Source organism: Anabaena sp. CCY 9613 (genome assembly GCF_963920895.1).
In the GTDB taxonomy this organism is placed as follows: Bacteria; Cyanobacteriota; Cyanobacteriia; order Cyanobacteriales; family Nostocaceae; genus Cyanocohniella.
Genome location: NZ_CAWUDE010000009.1, coordinates 175739 through 192833, shown reverse-complemented (window position 1 = coordinate 192833; position 17095 = coordinate 175739). Strand labels below are relative to the sequence as shown.

The window sequence follows — 17095 nt, the reverse complement described above, 5'->3', positions numbered from 1 at the left end:
TGGCTAAATCACAGCCTGAAACCCTTGCTATCGCTTGGGCATTTTTAATTCACATAAGGCGTACTATAACAGCTGATAAACCAACCTCACGTCGTGCATCATCAAAAAGCAGCATGTACTTTTTTATATCTAAAACACTCCGGATTTTTCATTAATTCACAAACGCGAGCTTCTGTTGGATAGACACCCTGAGCATTAACGCTAAGGACAATATCTCTAACATCATTGCACAATCTCTCTATGCTTTTGAGACGACAAGCTTTATTGTAATCACGACATTTAGCATAAATAGCACTACACAAATCTGGAAAATGTCTAAAAATAGTTCTGTTGTGATGACCTAAACACTTTGCAAATTCTTCCATTGTTGGTGGTTCTTCATTATCTGCAAGTATTGCTAATAAAGCATCTTTTACTTTATGTTGGTCGAAAACTTTATGGTAGTTGTAAAAACGTTTTCAACCACTCCTGTTTACTGATGCCATACTCCTCAATAATTATAGATTCACTCTGTTTACAAATTCAGCAAAATGGCGGCAATATAATGATTTGTAACTAAAGATTAAGTGTCATCGAAAGCCATCACAAAAAATGCTGGAAAATAGTTGACGCAGCGGTTACCCCTTTGGGGTAAGATAAATTTTCTTTCGCCTATGAGTACCACGACCTACGACCTAATTGCCAAGCTCTGGAATCTCTGTAACGTCCTCAAAGATGATGGCGTGACGTATCACCAATACGTCATTGAACTAACGTACCTGCTGTTTCTGAAGATGGCGAAGGAGACCCGTACAGAAAACCTGCTTCCAGAGGGTTACCGCTGGGACGATCTGGAAGGCAAAGCAGCAAATGAACGTCTGGATTTTTACAAACTGCTGTTGATCCACCTTGGTAGTCGCGGTTCCACGCTTGTTAAAGAAATTTTTGCCAACGCCAATTCCTCTATCAATAAGCCCAATACACTTTCTACACTAGTTACTGAGATTGACAAGCTTGACTGGTACAGCGCCCGGCAAGAAGGACTGGGCGACGTGTATGAAGGGTTGCTGGAAAAGAACGCTAATGAAAAAAAATCCGGTGCTGGTCAGTACTTTACACCCCGTCCGCTGATCGATAGTATGGTGCATGTTATGCGCCCGACCTTGGAGGACGTTATTCAAGACCCCGCAGCAGGGACGGGCGGTTTCTTGATTGCCGCCAATCGCTACATACGCGAAAACAGTAACCCGGATACCTGGACGGCAAAACAGCAACGCAAGTACCGTAGCAATACCTTCTACGGCATGGAGCATGTGCAGGACACGCACCGTCTGGCTTTAATGAATCTCATGCTGCATGGGCTAGAGTTTGACCCGCAAGGGGCAGGTATCCGCTATGGCGATACGCTTTCACCAGAGGGAGAAGCATTACCGAAAGCGACGCTGATCCTTACCAATCCACCTTTCGGCTCCAAGAAAGGGGGTGGTTTACCTACTCGCAAGGACTTCATTTTTTCTACCAGCAATAAACAGTTTTGCTTTCTGCAACACATTTATGGTGGTCTCAAGCCTGGTGGACGTGCTGCGGCAGTTTTTCCAGACAATGTGTTATTTGATAGCAATGTGGGTAAGCAGATTCGCACTGAATTGATGGAAAAGTGCAACCTACATACTATCGTGCGTCTACCAACTGGTATTTTTTACGCTCCGGGTGTTAAGACTAACGTGCTGTTTTTCACTCGTGGCAAGAAAGAAAAGGGTAACACTCAAGAAGTATGGGTATACGATATGCGTGCTAATATATCGCCGTTTGGCAAGCGCACTCAACTGACCCGCGAACATTTTGCCGATTTTGAAGTTGCTTTTGGCGATGATCCTTTTGGTAGTCCTGCAAGTCTTACCAAGCGTGTAGATACTGGTGAAAAGGGACGTTTCCGCCTCTTTACCCGCGACTGGATTGCTGATCACAATGATAACTTAGACATCAGTTGGCTTAAAGATGTAAGTGGAAACGACACCAATGAGCTACCTGAACCAGCAGTACTCGCACAAGAGGCTATGATCGAACTAGAGGCAATTCTAGCAGAATTGCAGGGGATTTTAGAGGAGTTAGGTGAGGAGGCGGAAGCGTGAGCGAGCTTCCGGAGGGTTGGAATATAAGTAGTCTTGGAGATATTTGTGGAGCTAGTCAGTATGGCTGGACGACAAAAGCTGAAAACCAAGGATCTCTCAAGTATCTACGTACTACCGACATCACCAAGGGAAAAATTGACTGGGACTCTGTTCCTTATTGCCAGGAAAGTCCTTCTGATATCGAGAAATATCAGATTCAAAAAAATGACATCCTTATCTCACGATCTGGCTCAGTCGGATTTAGTATCTTAATTAGAGATATTCCCTGTTCAACAGTATTTGCATCGTATCTTATTAGATTTATTCCTTCTAAAAATATTGAACCACGATATGTAGCCCATTTCTTGCGATCTCCCAAATACTGGCAACAGATTTCCAATGCGTCTACAGGAATCGCCCTAGCTAATGTGAATGCGAAGAAGTTAGCAGAATTAAGAGTTCCTGTCGCTCCCCTCAAAGAACAAAAACGCATCGCCGATAAGCTTGATGCTCTGCTTACGCGGGTAGATGGCTGTCGAGATAGACTGGAGCGCATACCCCTCATCCTTAAAAGCTTCCGTCAAGCCGTCCTTACAGCAGCTACATCAGGGCAACTAACCGAGGATTGGCAGAACACAGACCGTACTAACAAGATGGCACGTTGGGTTTCTCTTGAAGACTTTGCATCATCCTTGAGCTATGGATCATCCACCAAGTCATCGCCATCAGGTTCTGTTCCTGTATTACGTATGGGTAATATTCAAGAGGGTAAACTAGATTGGAATAATCTGGTCTTCACTTCTGACATAAACGAGATTGAGAAATACCAATTGCTCGCTGGAGATGTACTATTTAATCGAACCAATAGTCCTGAATTAGTAGGAAAAACAGCCGTCTATAAAGGCGAGCGACCTGCTATTTATGCAGGCTACCTTATTCGTATTCGCTGTAGAGATGATCTACTTCCTGACTATCTTAACTACTGCCTTAATAGCCCTGCTGGGCGCGATTACTGCCGGCAGGTTAAGTCTGATGCTATCAGTCAGTCAAACATCAATGCGAGGAAGCTCGCAGCATTTCAGTTTAAACTGCCACCTGTAGAAGAACAAGCAGAGATAATTCGCCGCACTGAAAACCTCTTCGCCTATGCTGATCGGGTCGAAACCCATTATAAAGCTGCCTACGCTCAAGTCGAGTGTCTGATACCCAAGCTGTTAGCTAAAGCATTTTGTGGGGAACTTGTACCTCAAGACCCGAACGATGAACCGGCTTCAATGCTGTTGGAGCGGATTCTGGCTGAACGAGCAGCACAACTTACTAAACCCAAGATCAAGGCTCCTAAAAAATCAACCATGACCCAAATGACCAAAGAATCTGTTAGGGAAGCAATTCAGCAATTACCTAAGGAAAAATTTTCATTCGATGAACTGCGTGAAAACCTCACTGGTGATTATGACTCACTAAAGGATATCCTGTTTACACTCCTCAGTGAAGCTGAGCCGATTCTTACCCAGGTCTTCGATCAAGAGGAGCGAGCGATGCGTTTTTTTCGGGCAGGCAAATGAAGCTTTTAAGGGTTCACATCATTTCTGCTAAAACTTGCGGGGGGTTACTTGATGGACTGAACTTACAGTTACGAAGTCCATTTAATGGCTATTCTGGGTTTGATCCTTTATGTCTTATTGGGCCGAATGGCGCAGGAAAATCTCAATTCTTGCAAGTGCTAACAGAAATTTTTCAGTCTGTTTTTCACACATGCATTCCCAATGAAGAACGTTCCGAAGGGCCAGACTTGCATTTCGAGCTTGAGTACCTCATTCACCCAGAGGATGAGCAGCTACCTGTCCGTGTCCGCATTTCACGGAAAGCCAGTGGTAAAAATCGTCCAAGCCTTGTAATCGAGCGGAGAGATGAAGATGAATACGACTGGATAGAATGTGACCTCAAAGCTCCTGAAACCTATAAACTTTTACCTAAAAAGATTGTTGGCTATACGTCAGGCGATAATGAAACGCTTAGTTTGCCGTTCCTCTTAAGTCGCAGTGGGTACGCGAAGGATGTAACCGAAAGTGCATTACACGAGCCAAAACGCGTTCCCGATACTCGGCTAATGCTGATTGACTATGGAACGCACCTGGAAGTTTTTGTGGCAAATCTCCTGTTAGGTGATGTTTCTCAGTGGGATTTTCTGCTACAGGATGCAAAACTGCAAAACCTGCACTCATTTCGTTGCATAATCCAACTTGCACACAGTGCAGCCCCGAAGGCTCCAAGTAGGAGAGGCTCACAAAATAAGCGAAAAGGAATACAACTTACCCAGGAACTGGAAGATTATCTCGATCAGCTCAAACGTTGCGCTACCTGCTACACCTATGACGATAAAACAGAGACGTATACTTTTGACTATTGGATAAATGACCAGACAAGAGAAGCATTTCGCTCGTTTTGGAACAACACGCTTGATTTGTACTCGTCATTCCACAAGTTCGCAATGTTAAACGACTTGGTACTTTCCAAGAAAACCCGCGAGCGGTTTCGGAAAGACACCAAATCGAGAAGGTTTGCTTCACGTCTTCCAGAGCCTCAGGATGAAGATAAAGTTTTTCGATTTGAACGAGTGATGTTTACTGCTCAAAGGACTGGCAAAGAGGTAGACTACGTATCGCTTTCCGATGGAGAGCATCAGCTTGGGCAGATTCTTGGAACGTTTTGTATGTTGTCATTTCCTAACGTACTTTTCCTGCTGGATGAGCCTGAGTCACATTTCAATCCGCTATGGCGGGTGAAGTTCATTTCACGCATATTGGATCTCCCTACTACACATGGCGATCGCAGAGAATCTGCTAAAGCTACTGAACAAGAGTGCTTACTAACAACACACTCGCCTTTCGTCCCCTCAGATATGCATAGAGACAAAGTTTTCATTTTTAGCAAAGACGAAGAAGGGAAGATTCAAGTCCAAAATCCCAATATTGAGACATTTGGTACTACATTCGACACAATCATTGAGGAATGCTTTAACGTTAGCCCGCCTATGTCACAAGTTCCTCATGATGAGATTAAAAGGCTTATGGAGAGTGAAAATTCCGAAGAGATTAGGGCAGGGATGCAGCATCTGGGTGATTCTGTCGAGAAAGCATTTCTTGTTGATCGACTGTTGCAGCTAACAAATAGGGATGAGGTGTAGGATGCTGTTTGGGTATCCCGTTTCGGCAACAGCGGAAAATTGGCTTCACGAATGCTTACGCGAGATTCTGTGTTCAATTCATACAAGCCTAAAAGCAGCAGCAACTCTGCCAGCATGGCCTGAAATTATTCCAGCGCGATACCGAAAAAGGCTGGAAAACCGCCGAGGACTGGAAGATAGGTTGAATAATTACAAGACATCTCTAGAAAAGCTCACCATCGCAGAACAGAACCGAATTATTCAAGCATTCCATGACCAAAATCAGATTGATCTTCTCTTGTCTTGCCAATTGGACTGTGAAGCTATCGGTGATTTGCCAGAAGCCATTCATGAGCCGGTAAAAAAACTTTTTGAATTTGGGTTTGAACTTCTCACAAAACTGGAAATCCGCGATAAGCACTACAAAGTAATTTATGATGCGGCTCCTTCTCATACATGTCCTTTCTGCGGATGTGAGAACTTTGATGCACCAGAAGCACCCCGTGAAGCATTGGATCACTACCTTGCAGAAAGTAAATACCCGTTTGCAGCTTCAAATTTGCGTAACCTCGTGCCAATGGGCAATAAATGCAACTCAAGCTACAAGCGTGCTGAGGATATTCTCATTAGAAAAGACGGTACTCGTCGCAAGTCATTTGACCCATATAACTGTACAAGAATCAGACTCTCTCTCAAAAATAGTCAACCTTTTGCTGGTACACGTACCCCAATTGGTCAAATACCAAGATGGCAAATTGAGTTTGAGCCTAATACTGAAGAGGTAATCACTTGGGATGAGGTGTTCTACATTAGGGAACGATACGAAAGAGACGTACTAAACCCAAAATTCAAGAGCTGGTTGGATGATTTTAAGCATTGGTGTAAATCTGCCCAGATAGCTCCTAGTTCTGACAAAGAACTGATGGATGGGCTAAATCGTTATGCCACCTTATATGAAGAAATGGGGATTAGCGATCGCGCATTCTTAAAAGCCGCTGTATTCCGAATGTTGCACACACATTGCCAGCAGGGTGATCAACGACTTATTTCATTCATTATGAATATTGTGAACCCAGGACAAACCAATTTGCGGCAAGCCCCATAAACTAAATCAATTTTGACGCCTAATTATTTGTCTGGGTGACATATTTTTTTGTAAAAAGCAGAATTATCGGGGGAGGGAGTCGGACATAAGCCGGGTTCTGTTCTTACAGGTATTTTAAAGCACCTTTAAGGGCAGTTATCTATCTGGGACGCCTGTTACCAGACGCCTCAAGCGGCTCTACTTTTGGAAACTGGTAAAAGACCAACCATAGCTTCCTTTACCTTGCTCCCAACCGGGGTTTACCGAGCCAGCACCTCTCGACGCTGCTGGTGCGCTCTTACCGCACCTTTGCACCCTTACCAAAGATTCGGGAGTGGTGAGTGGTGAGTGGTGAGTGGGGTTTTTCTTCCCCTACTCCCTACTACCTATTCCCTATTCCCTCATTCTTGGCGGTATCTTTCTGTGGCACTATCCTCACGATCGCTCGCACTGGACGTTATCCAGCAAGTTTGGTCTTTCGGGAGCCCGGACTTTCCTCAAACCAATCGTTATGATTGATCTGCAACCGCCTGCGCCTACTCCCTCCCTATTTCCAGTTTAACTGTCTGGTGCAGATTATTTCTTTTTATTCCAAGGCAAGGCGTAAGTCCAGGGTAATTTTTTGACTGTAAAAGGACAATTGATAATGCACATGGGAGGGACGTTTACACCAGGGGTTAGACCTACACGTACCTCAGAGATGCGTAGCACTAGTTGTAGCGAAAATCCTAGTTCTATTCTTTCATTCATAAAGTCGTTATATATTTTTTTTTGCGGTGGACCTGCTTTGCTTAACCCGCTAATATTCATAATGGGTTTTTTGGCTGAGTAGGTTCCGGCTACAGGATCACGCTCAAAAACATCTTCTGCTGTGACTGTCTCGGAAAGTGTTTTCTGAGGAGCAATCAGACTAGGACTTTGGGATACAGCTAAGTCACGGGTTAAGTCGGGTGATTTGCGAATGACTCGGCGTGATTGCTTGTCATCAACCAAAGAGCTATTGTCCCAGTCAACGTATACAGCAATATTTTCCGATTTATTCTCAATACTCACAGATAAGTCTTTGAGGTCGTCTATGGCATATGAAGGTTTGAATTTAAAAGCAATCCCGATTTGGTCTTGGAGATTTTGTTCTTTTAGTTGGTCATCAACCATACCCTTTTTAAAATCAAACCTAACTTGATCATCAATGGATTCGACCATCCGATTAAAGACGTAAGATACGCCAATAATATAAAGGGTCAAAACAACTAAATTTTGGTCGCCACTCCTCATAAATTAAAATACTAACTCCCTAGAATAATTTTGTATATTTGACTCATGAGCTACTGCCCATCCTGCTTAATTGTTACAGAATTGTTGAGCCAGCCTCGTCGCCAAAAAAAGAATAGCAAACCCAAGGCGATCGCAGCCATTACTGCCAAGCAAATTGGGTAACCCCAATACCAATTCAGTTCAGGCATATTATATGGAGATTTTTCGGTATTGAAATTCATCCCATATATTCCCGCCACAAAAGTTAAGGGAATAAAAATGGAAGAAATTACTGTTAACAGTTTCATAATTTCATTCATTTTGTTACTTACCGACGACAAATAAACTTCCATCAATCCAGATGCCAATTCCCGATAATTTTCTACCATATCCATTACTTGCACTGCATGGTCATAACAATCTCGCAGATAGATTTGTACTTCTGCTCCTATAAGTTCGCTGCTATCTCGAATTAAAGAATTAACTGCATTCCGCTGGGGCCAGATAGTACGACGTAGTTGCAGCAATTCTCTCCTGATTTGATAAATTTGTTGTAGTGTTTTGCGGGTAGGGTTAAGTATGACTTCCTCCTCTAATTCTTCTAGTCGCTCCCCGTACATTTCTAGAACTGGAAAAAAGCCATCAATAATTGCATCTAACAGGGCATAAGCTAAATAATCGGCCCCCTGTTTGCGAATGATACCTTTACTTCTATCAATTCTTAATCTCACTCCTTCAAAGCAATCATATTCTGGTTCTTCTTGTACTGTTAGTAGATAATGTTTCCCTAAGACAAAACTTACTTGCTCGCTATGAAACCCAAAGGTTTTTTTAATTGGCACTACCATTTGAGCAATTATGAGTAATTGGTCTTCATAATCTTCAATTTTAGGGCGTTCTCCCATATTAACTACATCTTCTAAAACTAGAGGATGTAAATCAAAAACCTTACCCAATCGTTGTAGTATGTCTTGATTGCCTAATCCTTGGACATCCACCCAAGAGACAGATTCTTGGTCTAGATAAATTGTACATTCTTCAGGATTTTCTATTTGTTTGCGAATAAAATTATGTTGATTATAGTCAAACAAAATAATGTTTGGAGCCTCAGCATTTTCATCAACAATGATAGTTCCCGGAACGGTTCCTGGTTTGTGATAAAATTCCTTTTCATAGAACTTCTTCACTGCTTTGGGTATACGGCGAAGTTTTCTTACCATACATTTTTTCCTAATATTTAGAGGTCATTATTCAACGGTCAAAAACTATCAATTTGGAAATTTGCATAGTTAGTGTTAGGAAAGTAGCTATATTGATTTGATGTATTTTCAGAAATTTTACAATATTGAATATCAAAATGGTAATTTATAATTAATTTTTGAAATAGCTTTGTCAAAGATAACACCCGTATGCAAGCAGTGAGCATAATTATTCCATTGCCTATAAAAAAACAGTTTGCCTTGTGACAGCAAACTGCTAAGAAAATATTTATGTGTGGTAGGAAGGACTAGAACATACCCATGCCGCCCATGCCGCCCATGCCGCCCATACCGCCCATACCGCCCATACCACCCATACCACCCATATCGGGGGCAGGCGCTGCGGATTTCTTCTCTGGTTTTTCTACAACGATCGCTTCGGTTGTAATGACCATACCAGCAATGGAACCAGCATTTTGCAATGCTGAACGCACTACTTTAGCAGGGTCAATAATACCAGCCGCAATCAAGTCCTCGAATTTTCCAGTGGCGGCGTTGTAACCAATATTGAAATCGCTGGTCTTGACTTGAGCAACAATCACAGAACCTTCGTCACCAGCATTCTCTGCTATTTGACGCAAAGGAGCTTCTAATGCTCTTTTGACAATATCTGCGCCAATTTTTTCTTCTTCGTTGAAGTTGGCTTTAATTGCGTCTATTTTGGTAATCAAGTTAATTAAGGTTGTTCCGCCACCGGGAACGATACCTTCTTCTACAGCAGCTTTGGTGGCGTTTAGTGCGTCCTCGATCCGCAGTTTGCGGTCTTTGAGTTCAGTTTCTGTGGCTGCACCCACCTTAATTACGGCGACACCACCAGCCAACTTGGCAATGCGTTCTTGTAGTTTTTCTTGATCGTATTCGGAATCGGTTTCTTCTAGTTGTTTCCGAATTTGAGCAATCCGCTTTTGTAACTCTGGTTTGGTGTCACCAACAGCCACAATTGTGGTGCTTTCTTTGTCAATGGTGATTTTGCGGGCGGTTCCCAACATTTCCAAGGAAGCAGTGTCTAGGCTTAAGCCAATTTCTTCGGAAATCCACTGTCCATCGGTCAGGATAGCAATATCTTGTAACAAAGCTTTGCGGCGATCGCCAAATCCCGGTGCTTTAATAGCAGCAACATTTAGCACACCCCGTGCTTTGTTGACTACCAATGTTGCTAAAGCATCTCCTTCTACATCTTCAGCAATAATCAGCAAAGGTTGACCCAAACGGGCAACTTTTTCCAACACAGGAACTAAATCTTGAATGCTGCTGATTTTCTTATCGGTAATCAAGATGCGAGCATTTTCAAACTCGACTATCTGGCGATCGTTATTGGTGATGAAGTAGGCGGAAATATAACCCCTGTCAATTTGCATCCCTTCTACGACTTCCAGTTCGGTTGTCAGAGATTTGGATTCTTCAACAGTGATTACACCGTCTTTAGTGACCTTTTCCATAGCTTCGGCAATCATCTGGCCCACTTCTTCATCGTTACCAGATGAAACAGTAGCCACTTGCGCGATCGCACTGCCTTCGACTGGCTTGGCCATCTGGGCAATTTCTTTTACTAGGGCTTCAATGGTTTTGTCGATTCCCCGTTTCAAGCTAATGGGGTTAGTACCAGCAGCGACGTTCTTCAAACCTTCTTTAATTAAGGCTTGTGCTAAAACTGTGGCGGTTGTGGTGCCATCACCAGCTAAATCCTTAGTTTTGGAGGCTACTTCTTGGATGAGCCTAGCACCAGTGTTTTCTAAGGGGTCTTCTAATTCAACTTCTTTGGCAACAGTGATACCATCGTTGACGATTTGTGGCGCGCCAAATTTCTTTTCTAAAAGGACGTTGCGACCTTTGGGCCCCAAGGTGATTTTTACCGCATCAGCTAGGGCGTTTACACCCCTTTCTAACGCTCGCCGTGACTCTTCATCAAATGAAATAATTTTTGCCATGTTTAATTTCTCTTGCGCTTCCATTAGACAATTTAGCACTCACAAGGCTAGAGTGCTAATCAAACTAGCACCTCAGATTATAAATGGAAATAAAAAAATTGATTAATATTACAGTTGATGCTCATATTTATTGGCAGTAATGGTTGAATTGGGGGATGAACTTATCTAACTTTCTGAAATCCCTCGGCATTGCCGACCCTAGCGGCTCCGGCTGGTTGGCAGTAGTATTTACGTTTCTCTTGGCTTGGTTAGTCACCTGGCGCTTGATTCCCACAGTACGTAAATTTGCCTTACGGGTAGGTTGGGCAGACCAACCCAACGCACGACGACTCAATCGAGAACCTTTGCCAAATGCAGGAGGTTTGGCTATTTATGCGGGTGTCATTGCCGCAATGGTGCTAGCGACTCTTTTGCGACCCATCGCCCTGCAAAATGTATTAGCTCAGGTATTAACTATTTTACTAGGCGGTTCAATCCTAGTATTGGTCGGTTTTATCGATGATCAGTTCGGTTTACCCCCCTCGGTGCGCTTATGGGCACAAATTGTCACGGCATTGTTGCTGTATGCTAACGGCATCAGTATCGAGGTTGGTTTCCACACACCCATTGATCCATTCCTTTCCATGACGCTAACTGTGCTTTGGGTAGTAGGTATTACTAACGCCATCAATTTGATGGACGGCATGGATGGATTGGCAGGGGGAGTCAGTTTTATCACTGCCATGAGTCTGTTAGGGGTTGCAGCCCAATTTCCCAACCGGGCAGCGGCTATTTTAGTTCTGGCTGCCTTAGGGGGTGGTGCCTTGGGCTTTTTGCGCCATAACTTTCATCCTTCACGCATTATTATGGGTGATGCGGGAGCATACTTTTTTGGTTATGTGTTGGGTGCAACTAGCATTTTAGGTAACTTGCAAGAAAGTACTGTCTTTGCCTTAGGCCCGACAGCTTTATTTGTTCTATTACCAGTGGTGGACACAACACAAGTATTTATCCGCAGGCTCATGGCAGGAAAAAACCCTCTGAGTACTCCTGGTAAAGACCACTTACACCACCGCTTACTGGACTGGGGATTCTCTCAGCCTCATGCTGCATTAACCTTGTGGGCAGTGACTTTATTTTTTAATTTGCTGGCCATGAGAATACAAGGGATGAGTTTAGTGGTAATAGTTTTTACCGCTATTAGTATTGTTTTCTTGTTGAGCTTTAGTGTCTGGCAAAGAAAAATCTGAAAAGCCTGCGCTCTATCATGTCTGTTTAATTACCTAAGATAAAAGTATTTATACTTTAAAAATCTTAGATCCCCGAGGTTTTAAAAAAGTCGGGGATCTTTGTTGTGTTCGTAGATATCAAGCCATAACCATGCCGCCATCAACATTAAACACTTGTCCAGTAATATAAGCAGCAGCAGGATCGGCAGCGAGGAAACGCACCATACCGGCTACTTCTTCTGCTTCACCGTAGCGACCTAAGGGGATGAATTTTAAAATATCTTCGGTGTTGCTGAGATTGTTAGTCATGTCGGTGACGATAAAACCAGGGGCCACAGCGTTAACTGTGATGCCACGAGAAGCTAATTCTTTAGCGACGGTTTTCGTAAAGCCGATGACACCTGCTTTGGCAGCACTGTAGTTGGCTTGACCAGGGTTACCCATTTGCCCAGCGACGGAGGCAATATTGATAATGCGTCCAGAACGTTGTTTGAGCATGGTTTTACTGGCAAGCCGTGTGCATAAGAAAACACCTGTAAGGTTCGTGTCAATAACAGCTTGCCAATCTTCAGGCTTCATCCGTAACAATAGTGTGTCACGAGTAATACCTGCGTTATTGACCAAAATATCAATGCGTTTGAACTTCAAGATGGTGGTGTTAAATAATGCGTCTACTTCATCAGCTTGGGAAACGTTAGCTTGTAGGGCGATCGCCTGACCACCGGCGGCATTTATTTCTGCAACTACGTTATCCGCAGCAGTACTAGAACTAGCATAATTGACTACCACAGTGGCTCCTTGAGATGCGAGTTGCAGGGCGATCGCTCTCCCAATCCCTCTTGATGCACCTGTGACAATTGCTACTTTGTCTTGTAATAAACTCATTTAATATTCCTCAAACTTGGAGATACCGCGCTAATGATCTTATGGTGATTTGTACCTGGAATTTCCAGAATTTCAGGTTTTTCAATTTAGAGAATTATCTATAATTTGGGGATGAGATCAAAAATTTAGCAACAATAAAAACAAAATTATGTTAAGACAATTCTTGAATGTACGCATTACTATTAAAAGCAATCAATAGAAAATTGGTGTGTATCACATGGCTAATAAAAAACAATTCAACAGTTTTGAAGAAATGCTATCTGGTTCTGATGTACCTGTCTTAGTGGATTTTTACGCTGATTGGTGTGGCCCTTGTCAGATGATGGTGCCGATTTTAGAACAGGTGAATGCCCAGTTAAAAGACCGTTTGCGTATTGTCAAGATTGACACGGAAAAGTATGCAGCGTTGGCAAGTCAGTACCAAGTTGAAGCTCTCCCAACGCTGGTACTATTTAAGCAAGGTAAGCCTGTAGATAAAATTGAGGGTGTGATGCAAGCGCCACAATTGGTACAACATCTCCAAAATTTCATTTAAGAAATATTAAGCTAAAGAGACGCGAAATTTTGCGTCTCTAGATATTAATCTGGATAAAGCGATCGCTGTAGATCAACTGGTTAAAGTTTTTATCCCACGTCAATCCTTTAAGTTACGAAGTAGACCCATTCCGTGGGACAATGTTAGGCAACAGCATTAGTGTCTATAGTGATGGTTGGAACTGTACGATTCTCTTGTTAACATTAATAGGCTTCACCCTTATTTATGGAAAACTTGATCCACGGGTAGCAATGTCATCAGGAGAAAAACAAGCATTATGAAACCCGGTAAACCTACCCAGGGCGCAACTTCCGAAGAATGCGCTGCCAAAGTAATGGAGACAGTTCCATTAATGATGCGGTTTATTCGAGCGGATATGCGGGTTCATAGTGCGGCTTCTTTATCAATACCACAGTTGCGATCGCTAGCATTTCTCAACCGCAATCCAGGTGCTTCACTATCTGATTTAGCAGAACATTTAGGTGTCACCTGTGCCACAGCATCAGCCACAACAGAAAGACTAGTACAACGCAACTTAGTAAAACGTATAGATGATCCCCAAGAACGGCGGCGAGTCCTTCTGAGTCTAACTGAAGAGGGTAAGCATCATTTAAAGCAATCTCAAGACCAAACTCGCGCTCATATTGCCGAACTTCTGGATAATCTGACACCAGAGCAAATTTCCCATATTGAAGAAGGGTTAGGTTTACTAAAAAATGTCTTCGAGCGAACAGAAATTAAACCTAGCCAATGAATGAGGCCTATTTTTAATTAATAATATTGCCAATAACCTTAAGATTTGTTAAATATATATACTTATTTTTTGGCTTAGTTAATCAAGTGTAATTTAATTTATCATCGATATTATAGATAATACACAAAAATTTAGCAGTAGGAAATAAAGCTGATGACAAAGCTAGCTTTTAACTTGATATTTTTGATGAATCAGTAGACGCTTCAGAGTGTAGTCTGGGCATTATATTGCCCGCCACTTGGTTCTTAACCTCATGTTGGTGTCGCTTATGCTCATAATACATTACCTTTAGCTAGCAAAGCGATCGCTCCTCAAAAACCACCCAATTAAATTAACCCTCACCATATTTTTATTTTTCGACTTTCCGTTACCAGGATGATCACCATTTGGTAATTATCTTGTAGCCCAATCTGATTAATAAAGTGGAGCTTGAGATTAGTTCCTATGGGATTCAAAAACTAGAGTAACTATGTCAGAATTTATAACAGCATTATGGACTAATCTATTGAGCGCAGGAGCATTTATCCCTCATGGACACTGCTATTTATGGCAAAGAAATTTAGTCTGGCTACATTTAGGATCTGATGCGCTGATTGCCATAGCGTATTATTCCATTCCCAGTACCTTGTTTTACTTTGTTCGTAAGCGGCGAGATTTACCTTTTGATTGGATTTTCCTGTTGTTTAGTGGATTTATTGTAGCTTGTGGCACTACGCATTTAATGGCCATTTGGACACTTTGGCATCCAACTTATTGGCTATCGGGGTTAATCAAAGCCGCAACGGCAATCATATCTGTGTTGACAGCAATAGTACTAGTACCTTTAGTACCAAAAGCACTAGCACTTCCTAGTCCTGCTCAATTAGAAACAGCCAATGAAGAACTGCAAACACAAATAACTGAGAGGCTACGCATAGAAGGGGAGTTGAGAAAATACCAGAATCATCTAGAGGAATTAGTGGCTCTGCGTACCCAGGAGCTGACTAAAACCAATGAGCAATTACAACAAGAAATTGCCGAACGCCAGCGCATTCTAGAAGTTTTACGCCAAAGTGAAGAACGTTACCGTTACTTGGCTGAGGCAATTCCTCAACTCGTTTGGACAAGTAATGCTGAAGGTGAATGTGATTATTTTAATCAAAATTGGTGCGATTACACTGGACTAACATTAAATCAATCTTTAGGTTCTGGCTGGTTAGCGGCATTGCATCCAGAAGATATGGAAAAAACAGTACAAGTGTGGTCTCATGCTGTTAGTAGTAGTACTGTATATGAAATGGAATATCGCTTGAAATATGCTGCCGATGGTTCTTATCGCTGGCTGTTAGGGCGAGGCTTACCGCTCACAGATAATCAAGGGCGTGTAGTTAAGTGGTTTGGTACTTGTACCGATATCCACGAACAAAAACAAATATTAGAAAAACGAGCGCAATTAATTGAATTAGAACAAGCAGCAAGAACTAAAGCAGAAACAGCGAATCAAATCAAAGATCAATTTCTAGCTGTACTTTCCCATGAGTTACGCACTCCTTTGAATGCTATCCTTGGCTGGTCTAAGTTGTTACAAAGCCGTAAGTTTGATTCCGCACAAACATCCCAAGCACTAGCCACAATTGAGCGTAATGCTACTTTACAGGTGCAATTAATTGAGGATTTGCTGGATATATCCAAAATTTTACAGGGTAAGCTAGCGCTAACAATTATTCCTATTAACTTAAAAACTGTAGTCTTGTCTGCACTAGAAACAATGCGTTTAGCGGCAGAAAGTAAAATAATTCAAGTGACACCAATTTTTGCACCGCATGTAGGGCAAGTGATGGGTGATTCGGCTCGTTTGCAACAAGTTGTGTGGAATCTGCTTTCCAATGCTGTCAAATTTACACCCAAGGAGGGGAGGGTAGAGGTACGAGTCAGTCAAGTTGAGGATTTTGCCGAAATCACAGTTACTGATACAGGTAAGGGAATTAGTCACGATTTTTTACCCTATGTATTTGATTATTTCCGCCAAGCAGATAGCAGTTCTACGAGAAAATTTGGTGGCTTAGGTTTGGGACTGGCAATTGTCCGTAATATTGTCGAAATACATGGTGGTACGGTAAAAGCAGAAAGCCCTGGTGAGGGACAGGGAGCAACATTTACTATCCAGTTACCTCTAATTACAGATAAAACTATAAACATGGCTGATGAACCCAATCAAGATTGCTTCTTAGATACTCAATCTTTATCCTTGACTGGAAGGCAGATTTTAGTTGTTGATGATGATCCTGATTCCCGTGATTTTATTACTTTCGTCTTAGAAGATGATGGGGCTGAGGTGATTTCACTATCTTCAGCTTTGGTCGTATTACAAACCCTCAAAAGTGTCAAACCAGATGTGTTGGTGAGTGATATTAGTATGCCGGAAATGGATGGCTATATGCTCATTCATGAAGTGAGAAATTTGACACCAGAACAAGGGGGAGATATTCCCGCGATCGCCTTGACTGCTTTTGCTAGTCACCATGACCAAGAAAAAGCATTAAAAGCAGGGTTTCAGATGCATTTAGCTAAACCTTTTAATCCTGAAGAATTAGTAGCAGCCATTGTGCGTCTGATTAATCACCGCCAGTAAACGAGTTATGGTTGCTTCATCACGTCCTCATGGACGACTTATCACTAAATTACTCAATTTTATCACTTGATATTACTGTCTCCTGCCTAAAAATAACAGTAATTAATTTTATAGGCAATCTGACGATAAATATATATATTTTTCCATAATCTACCCAGAATTTATCAGGTGTAGTGTAATTTACTTTAGCCACCTTAATTGATGCCAACTGATCACCCTTTAGACGGACGAGTTCAACATTCAAAAAAGTTAAATTTTTGAGCTATGTGATCTTTAATTTTGCATAAAAAAATGCATATTTTGAGTTCATGATTCGACGAT

General features: G+C 42.2%; 13 protein-coding genes and 1 other RNA gene. 8 read left to right on the top strand and 6 right to left on the bottom strand.

What is annotated here, in order from left to right; translation table 11 throughout:
- Positions 1 to 101 precede the first annotated feature (101 nt).
- Positions 102 to 365: a hypothetical protein gene (locus tag ACM0OT_RS13075; RefSeq protein ID WP_414564768.1), complete on the bottom strand. Its 264-nt coding sequence runs from the start codon at positions 363 to 365 to the stop codon at positions 102 to 104.
- 288 nt (positions 366 to 653) lie between these two features.
- Between ACM0OT_RS13075 and ACM0OT_RS13070 the strand changes: the two genes are divergently transcribed.
- The 4 genes from ACM0OT_RS13070 to ACM0OT_RS13055 are packed head-to-tail and all read left to right on the top strand — an operon-like array spanning position 654 to position 6361.
- Positions 654 to 2111: an N-6 DNA methylase gene (locus tag ACM0OT_RS13070; RefSeq protein ID WP_414564767.1), complete on the top strand. Its 1458-nt coding sequence runs from the start codon at positions 654 to 656 to the stop codon at positions 2109 to 2111.
- On the top strand, positions 2108 to 3655 hold the full coding sequence (locus tag ACM0OT_RS13065; RefSeq protein WP_414564766.1) for a restriction endonuclease subunit S: 1548 nt from the start codon (positions 2108 to 2110) through the stop codon (positions 3653 to 3655). Before ACM0OT_RS13070 ends, ACM0OT_RS13065 begins: the two co-directional genes overlap by 4 nt.
- Positions 3652 to 5277: a restriction system-associated AAA family ATPase gene (locus ACM0OT_RS13060; protein WP_414564765.1), complete on the top strand. Its 1626-nt coding sequence runs from the start codon at positions 3652 to 3654 to the stop codon at positions 5275 to 5277. Before ACM0OT_RS13065 ends, ACM0OT_RS13060 begins: the two co-directional genes overlap by 4 nt.
- 1 nt (position 5278) lies before the next feature.
- Entirely contained in the window at positions 5279 to 6361 is a 1083-nt protein-coding gene (locus ACM0OT_RS13055) for a hypothetical protein (protein WP_414564764.1), read from the top strand.
- A 70-nt stretch (positions 6362 to 6431) separates the two neighbouring features.
- On the opposite strand, the gene rnpB is transcribed toward ACM0OT_RS13055, so the two are convergent.
- The 4 genes from rnpB to groL form a co-directional block, all read right to left on the bottom strand.
- An RNA gene (gene rnpB / locus ACM0OT_RS13050) (RNase P RNA component class A) lies at positions 6432 to 6884 on the bottom strand.
- A 32-nt stretch (positions 6885 to 6916) separates the two neighbouring features.
- On the bottom strand, positions 6917 to 7615 hold the full coding sequence (locus ACM0OT_RS13045) for a hypothetical protein (protein WP_414564763.1): 699 nt from the start codon (positions 7613 to 7615) through the stop codon (positions 6917 to 6919).
- 50 nt (positions 7616 to 7665) lie between these two features.
- Entirely contained in the window at positions 7666 to 8814 is a 1149-nt protein-coding gene (gene corA, locus ACM0OT_RS13040; RefSeq protein ID WP_414564762.1) for a magnesium/cobalt transporter CorA, read from the bottom strand.
- 287 nt (positions 8815 to 9101) lie between these two features.
- Positions 9102 to 10781 (bottom strand): chaperonin GroEL, encoded by a 1680-nt coding sequence (groL, locus tag ACM0OT_RS13035; protein ID WP_414564761.1) that lies wholly within the window; start codon positions 10779 to 10781, stop codon positions 9102 to 9104.
- 155 nt (positions 10782 to 10936) lie between these two features.
- Between groL and ACM0OT_RS13030 the strand changes: the two genes are divergently transcribed.
- A complete protein-coding gene (locus tag ACM0OT_RS13030; RefSeq protein WP_414564760.1) occupies positions 10937 to 12010 on the top strand; it encodes an MraY family glycosyltransferase in 1074 nt (357 codons plus the stop codon).
- Between the two features lie 117 nt (positions 12011 to 12127).
- Here the strand turns inward: ACM0OT_RS13030 and fabG are convergent, their stop codons facing one another.
- Positions 12128 to 12874: a 3-oxoacyl-[acyl-carrier-protein] reductase gene (gene fabG, locus ACM0OT_RS13025; RefSeq protein WP_414564759.1), complete on the bottom strand. Its 747-nt coding sequence runs from the start codon at positions 12872 to 12874 to the stop codon at positions 12128 to 12130.
- Between the two features lie 217 nt (positions 12875 to 13091).
- On the opposite strand from fabG, the gene trxA reads away from it, so the two are divergent.
- The 3 genes from trxA (at position 13092) to ACM0OT_RS13010 (ending at position 16774) form a co-directional block, all read left to right on the top strand.
- Positions 13092 to 13409: a thioredoxin gene (gene trxA / locus ACM0OT_RS13020; protein ID WP_414564758.1), complete on the top strand. Its 318-nt coding sequence runs from the start codon at positions 13092 to 13094 to the stop codon at positions 13407 to 13409.
- A 277-nt stretch (positions 13410 to 13686) separates the two neighbouring features.
- Positions 13687 to 14163, top strand: coding sequence for a MarR family winged helix-turn-helix transcriptional regulator (locus ACM0OT_RS13015; RefSeq protein ID WP_414564757.1), 477 nt, complete (start codon positions 13687 to 13689; stop codon positions 14161 to 14163).
- A 469-nt stretch (positions 14164 to 14632) separates the two neighbouring features.
- Complete coding sequence (locus ACM0OT_RS13010; RefSeq protein ID WP_414564755.1) at positions 14633 to 16774, top strand: ATP-binding protein; 2142 nt, start codon at positions 14633 to 14635, stop codon at positions 16772 to 16774.
- The last annotated feature ends 321 nt before the right edge of the window (positions 16775 to 17095 follow it).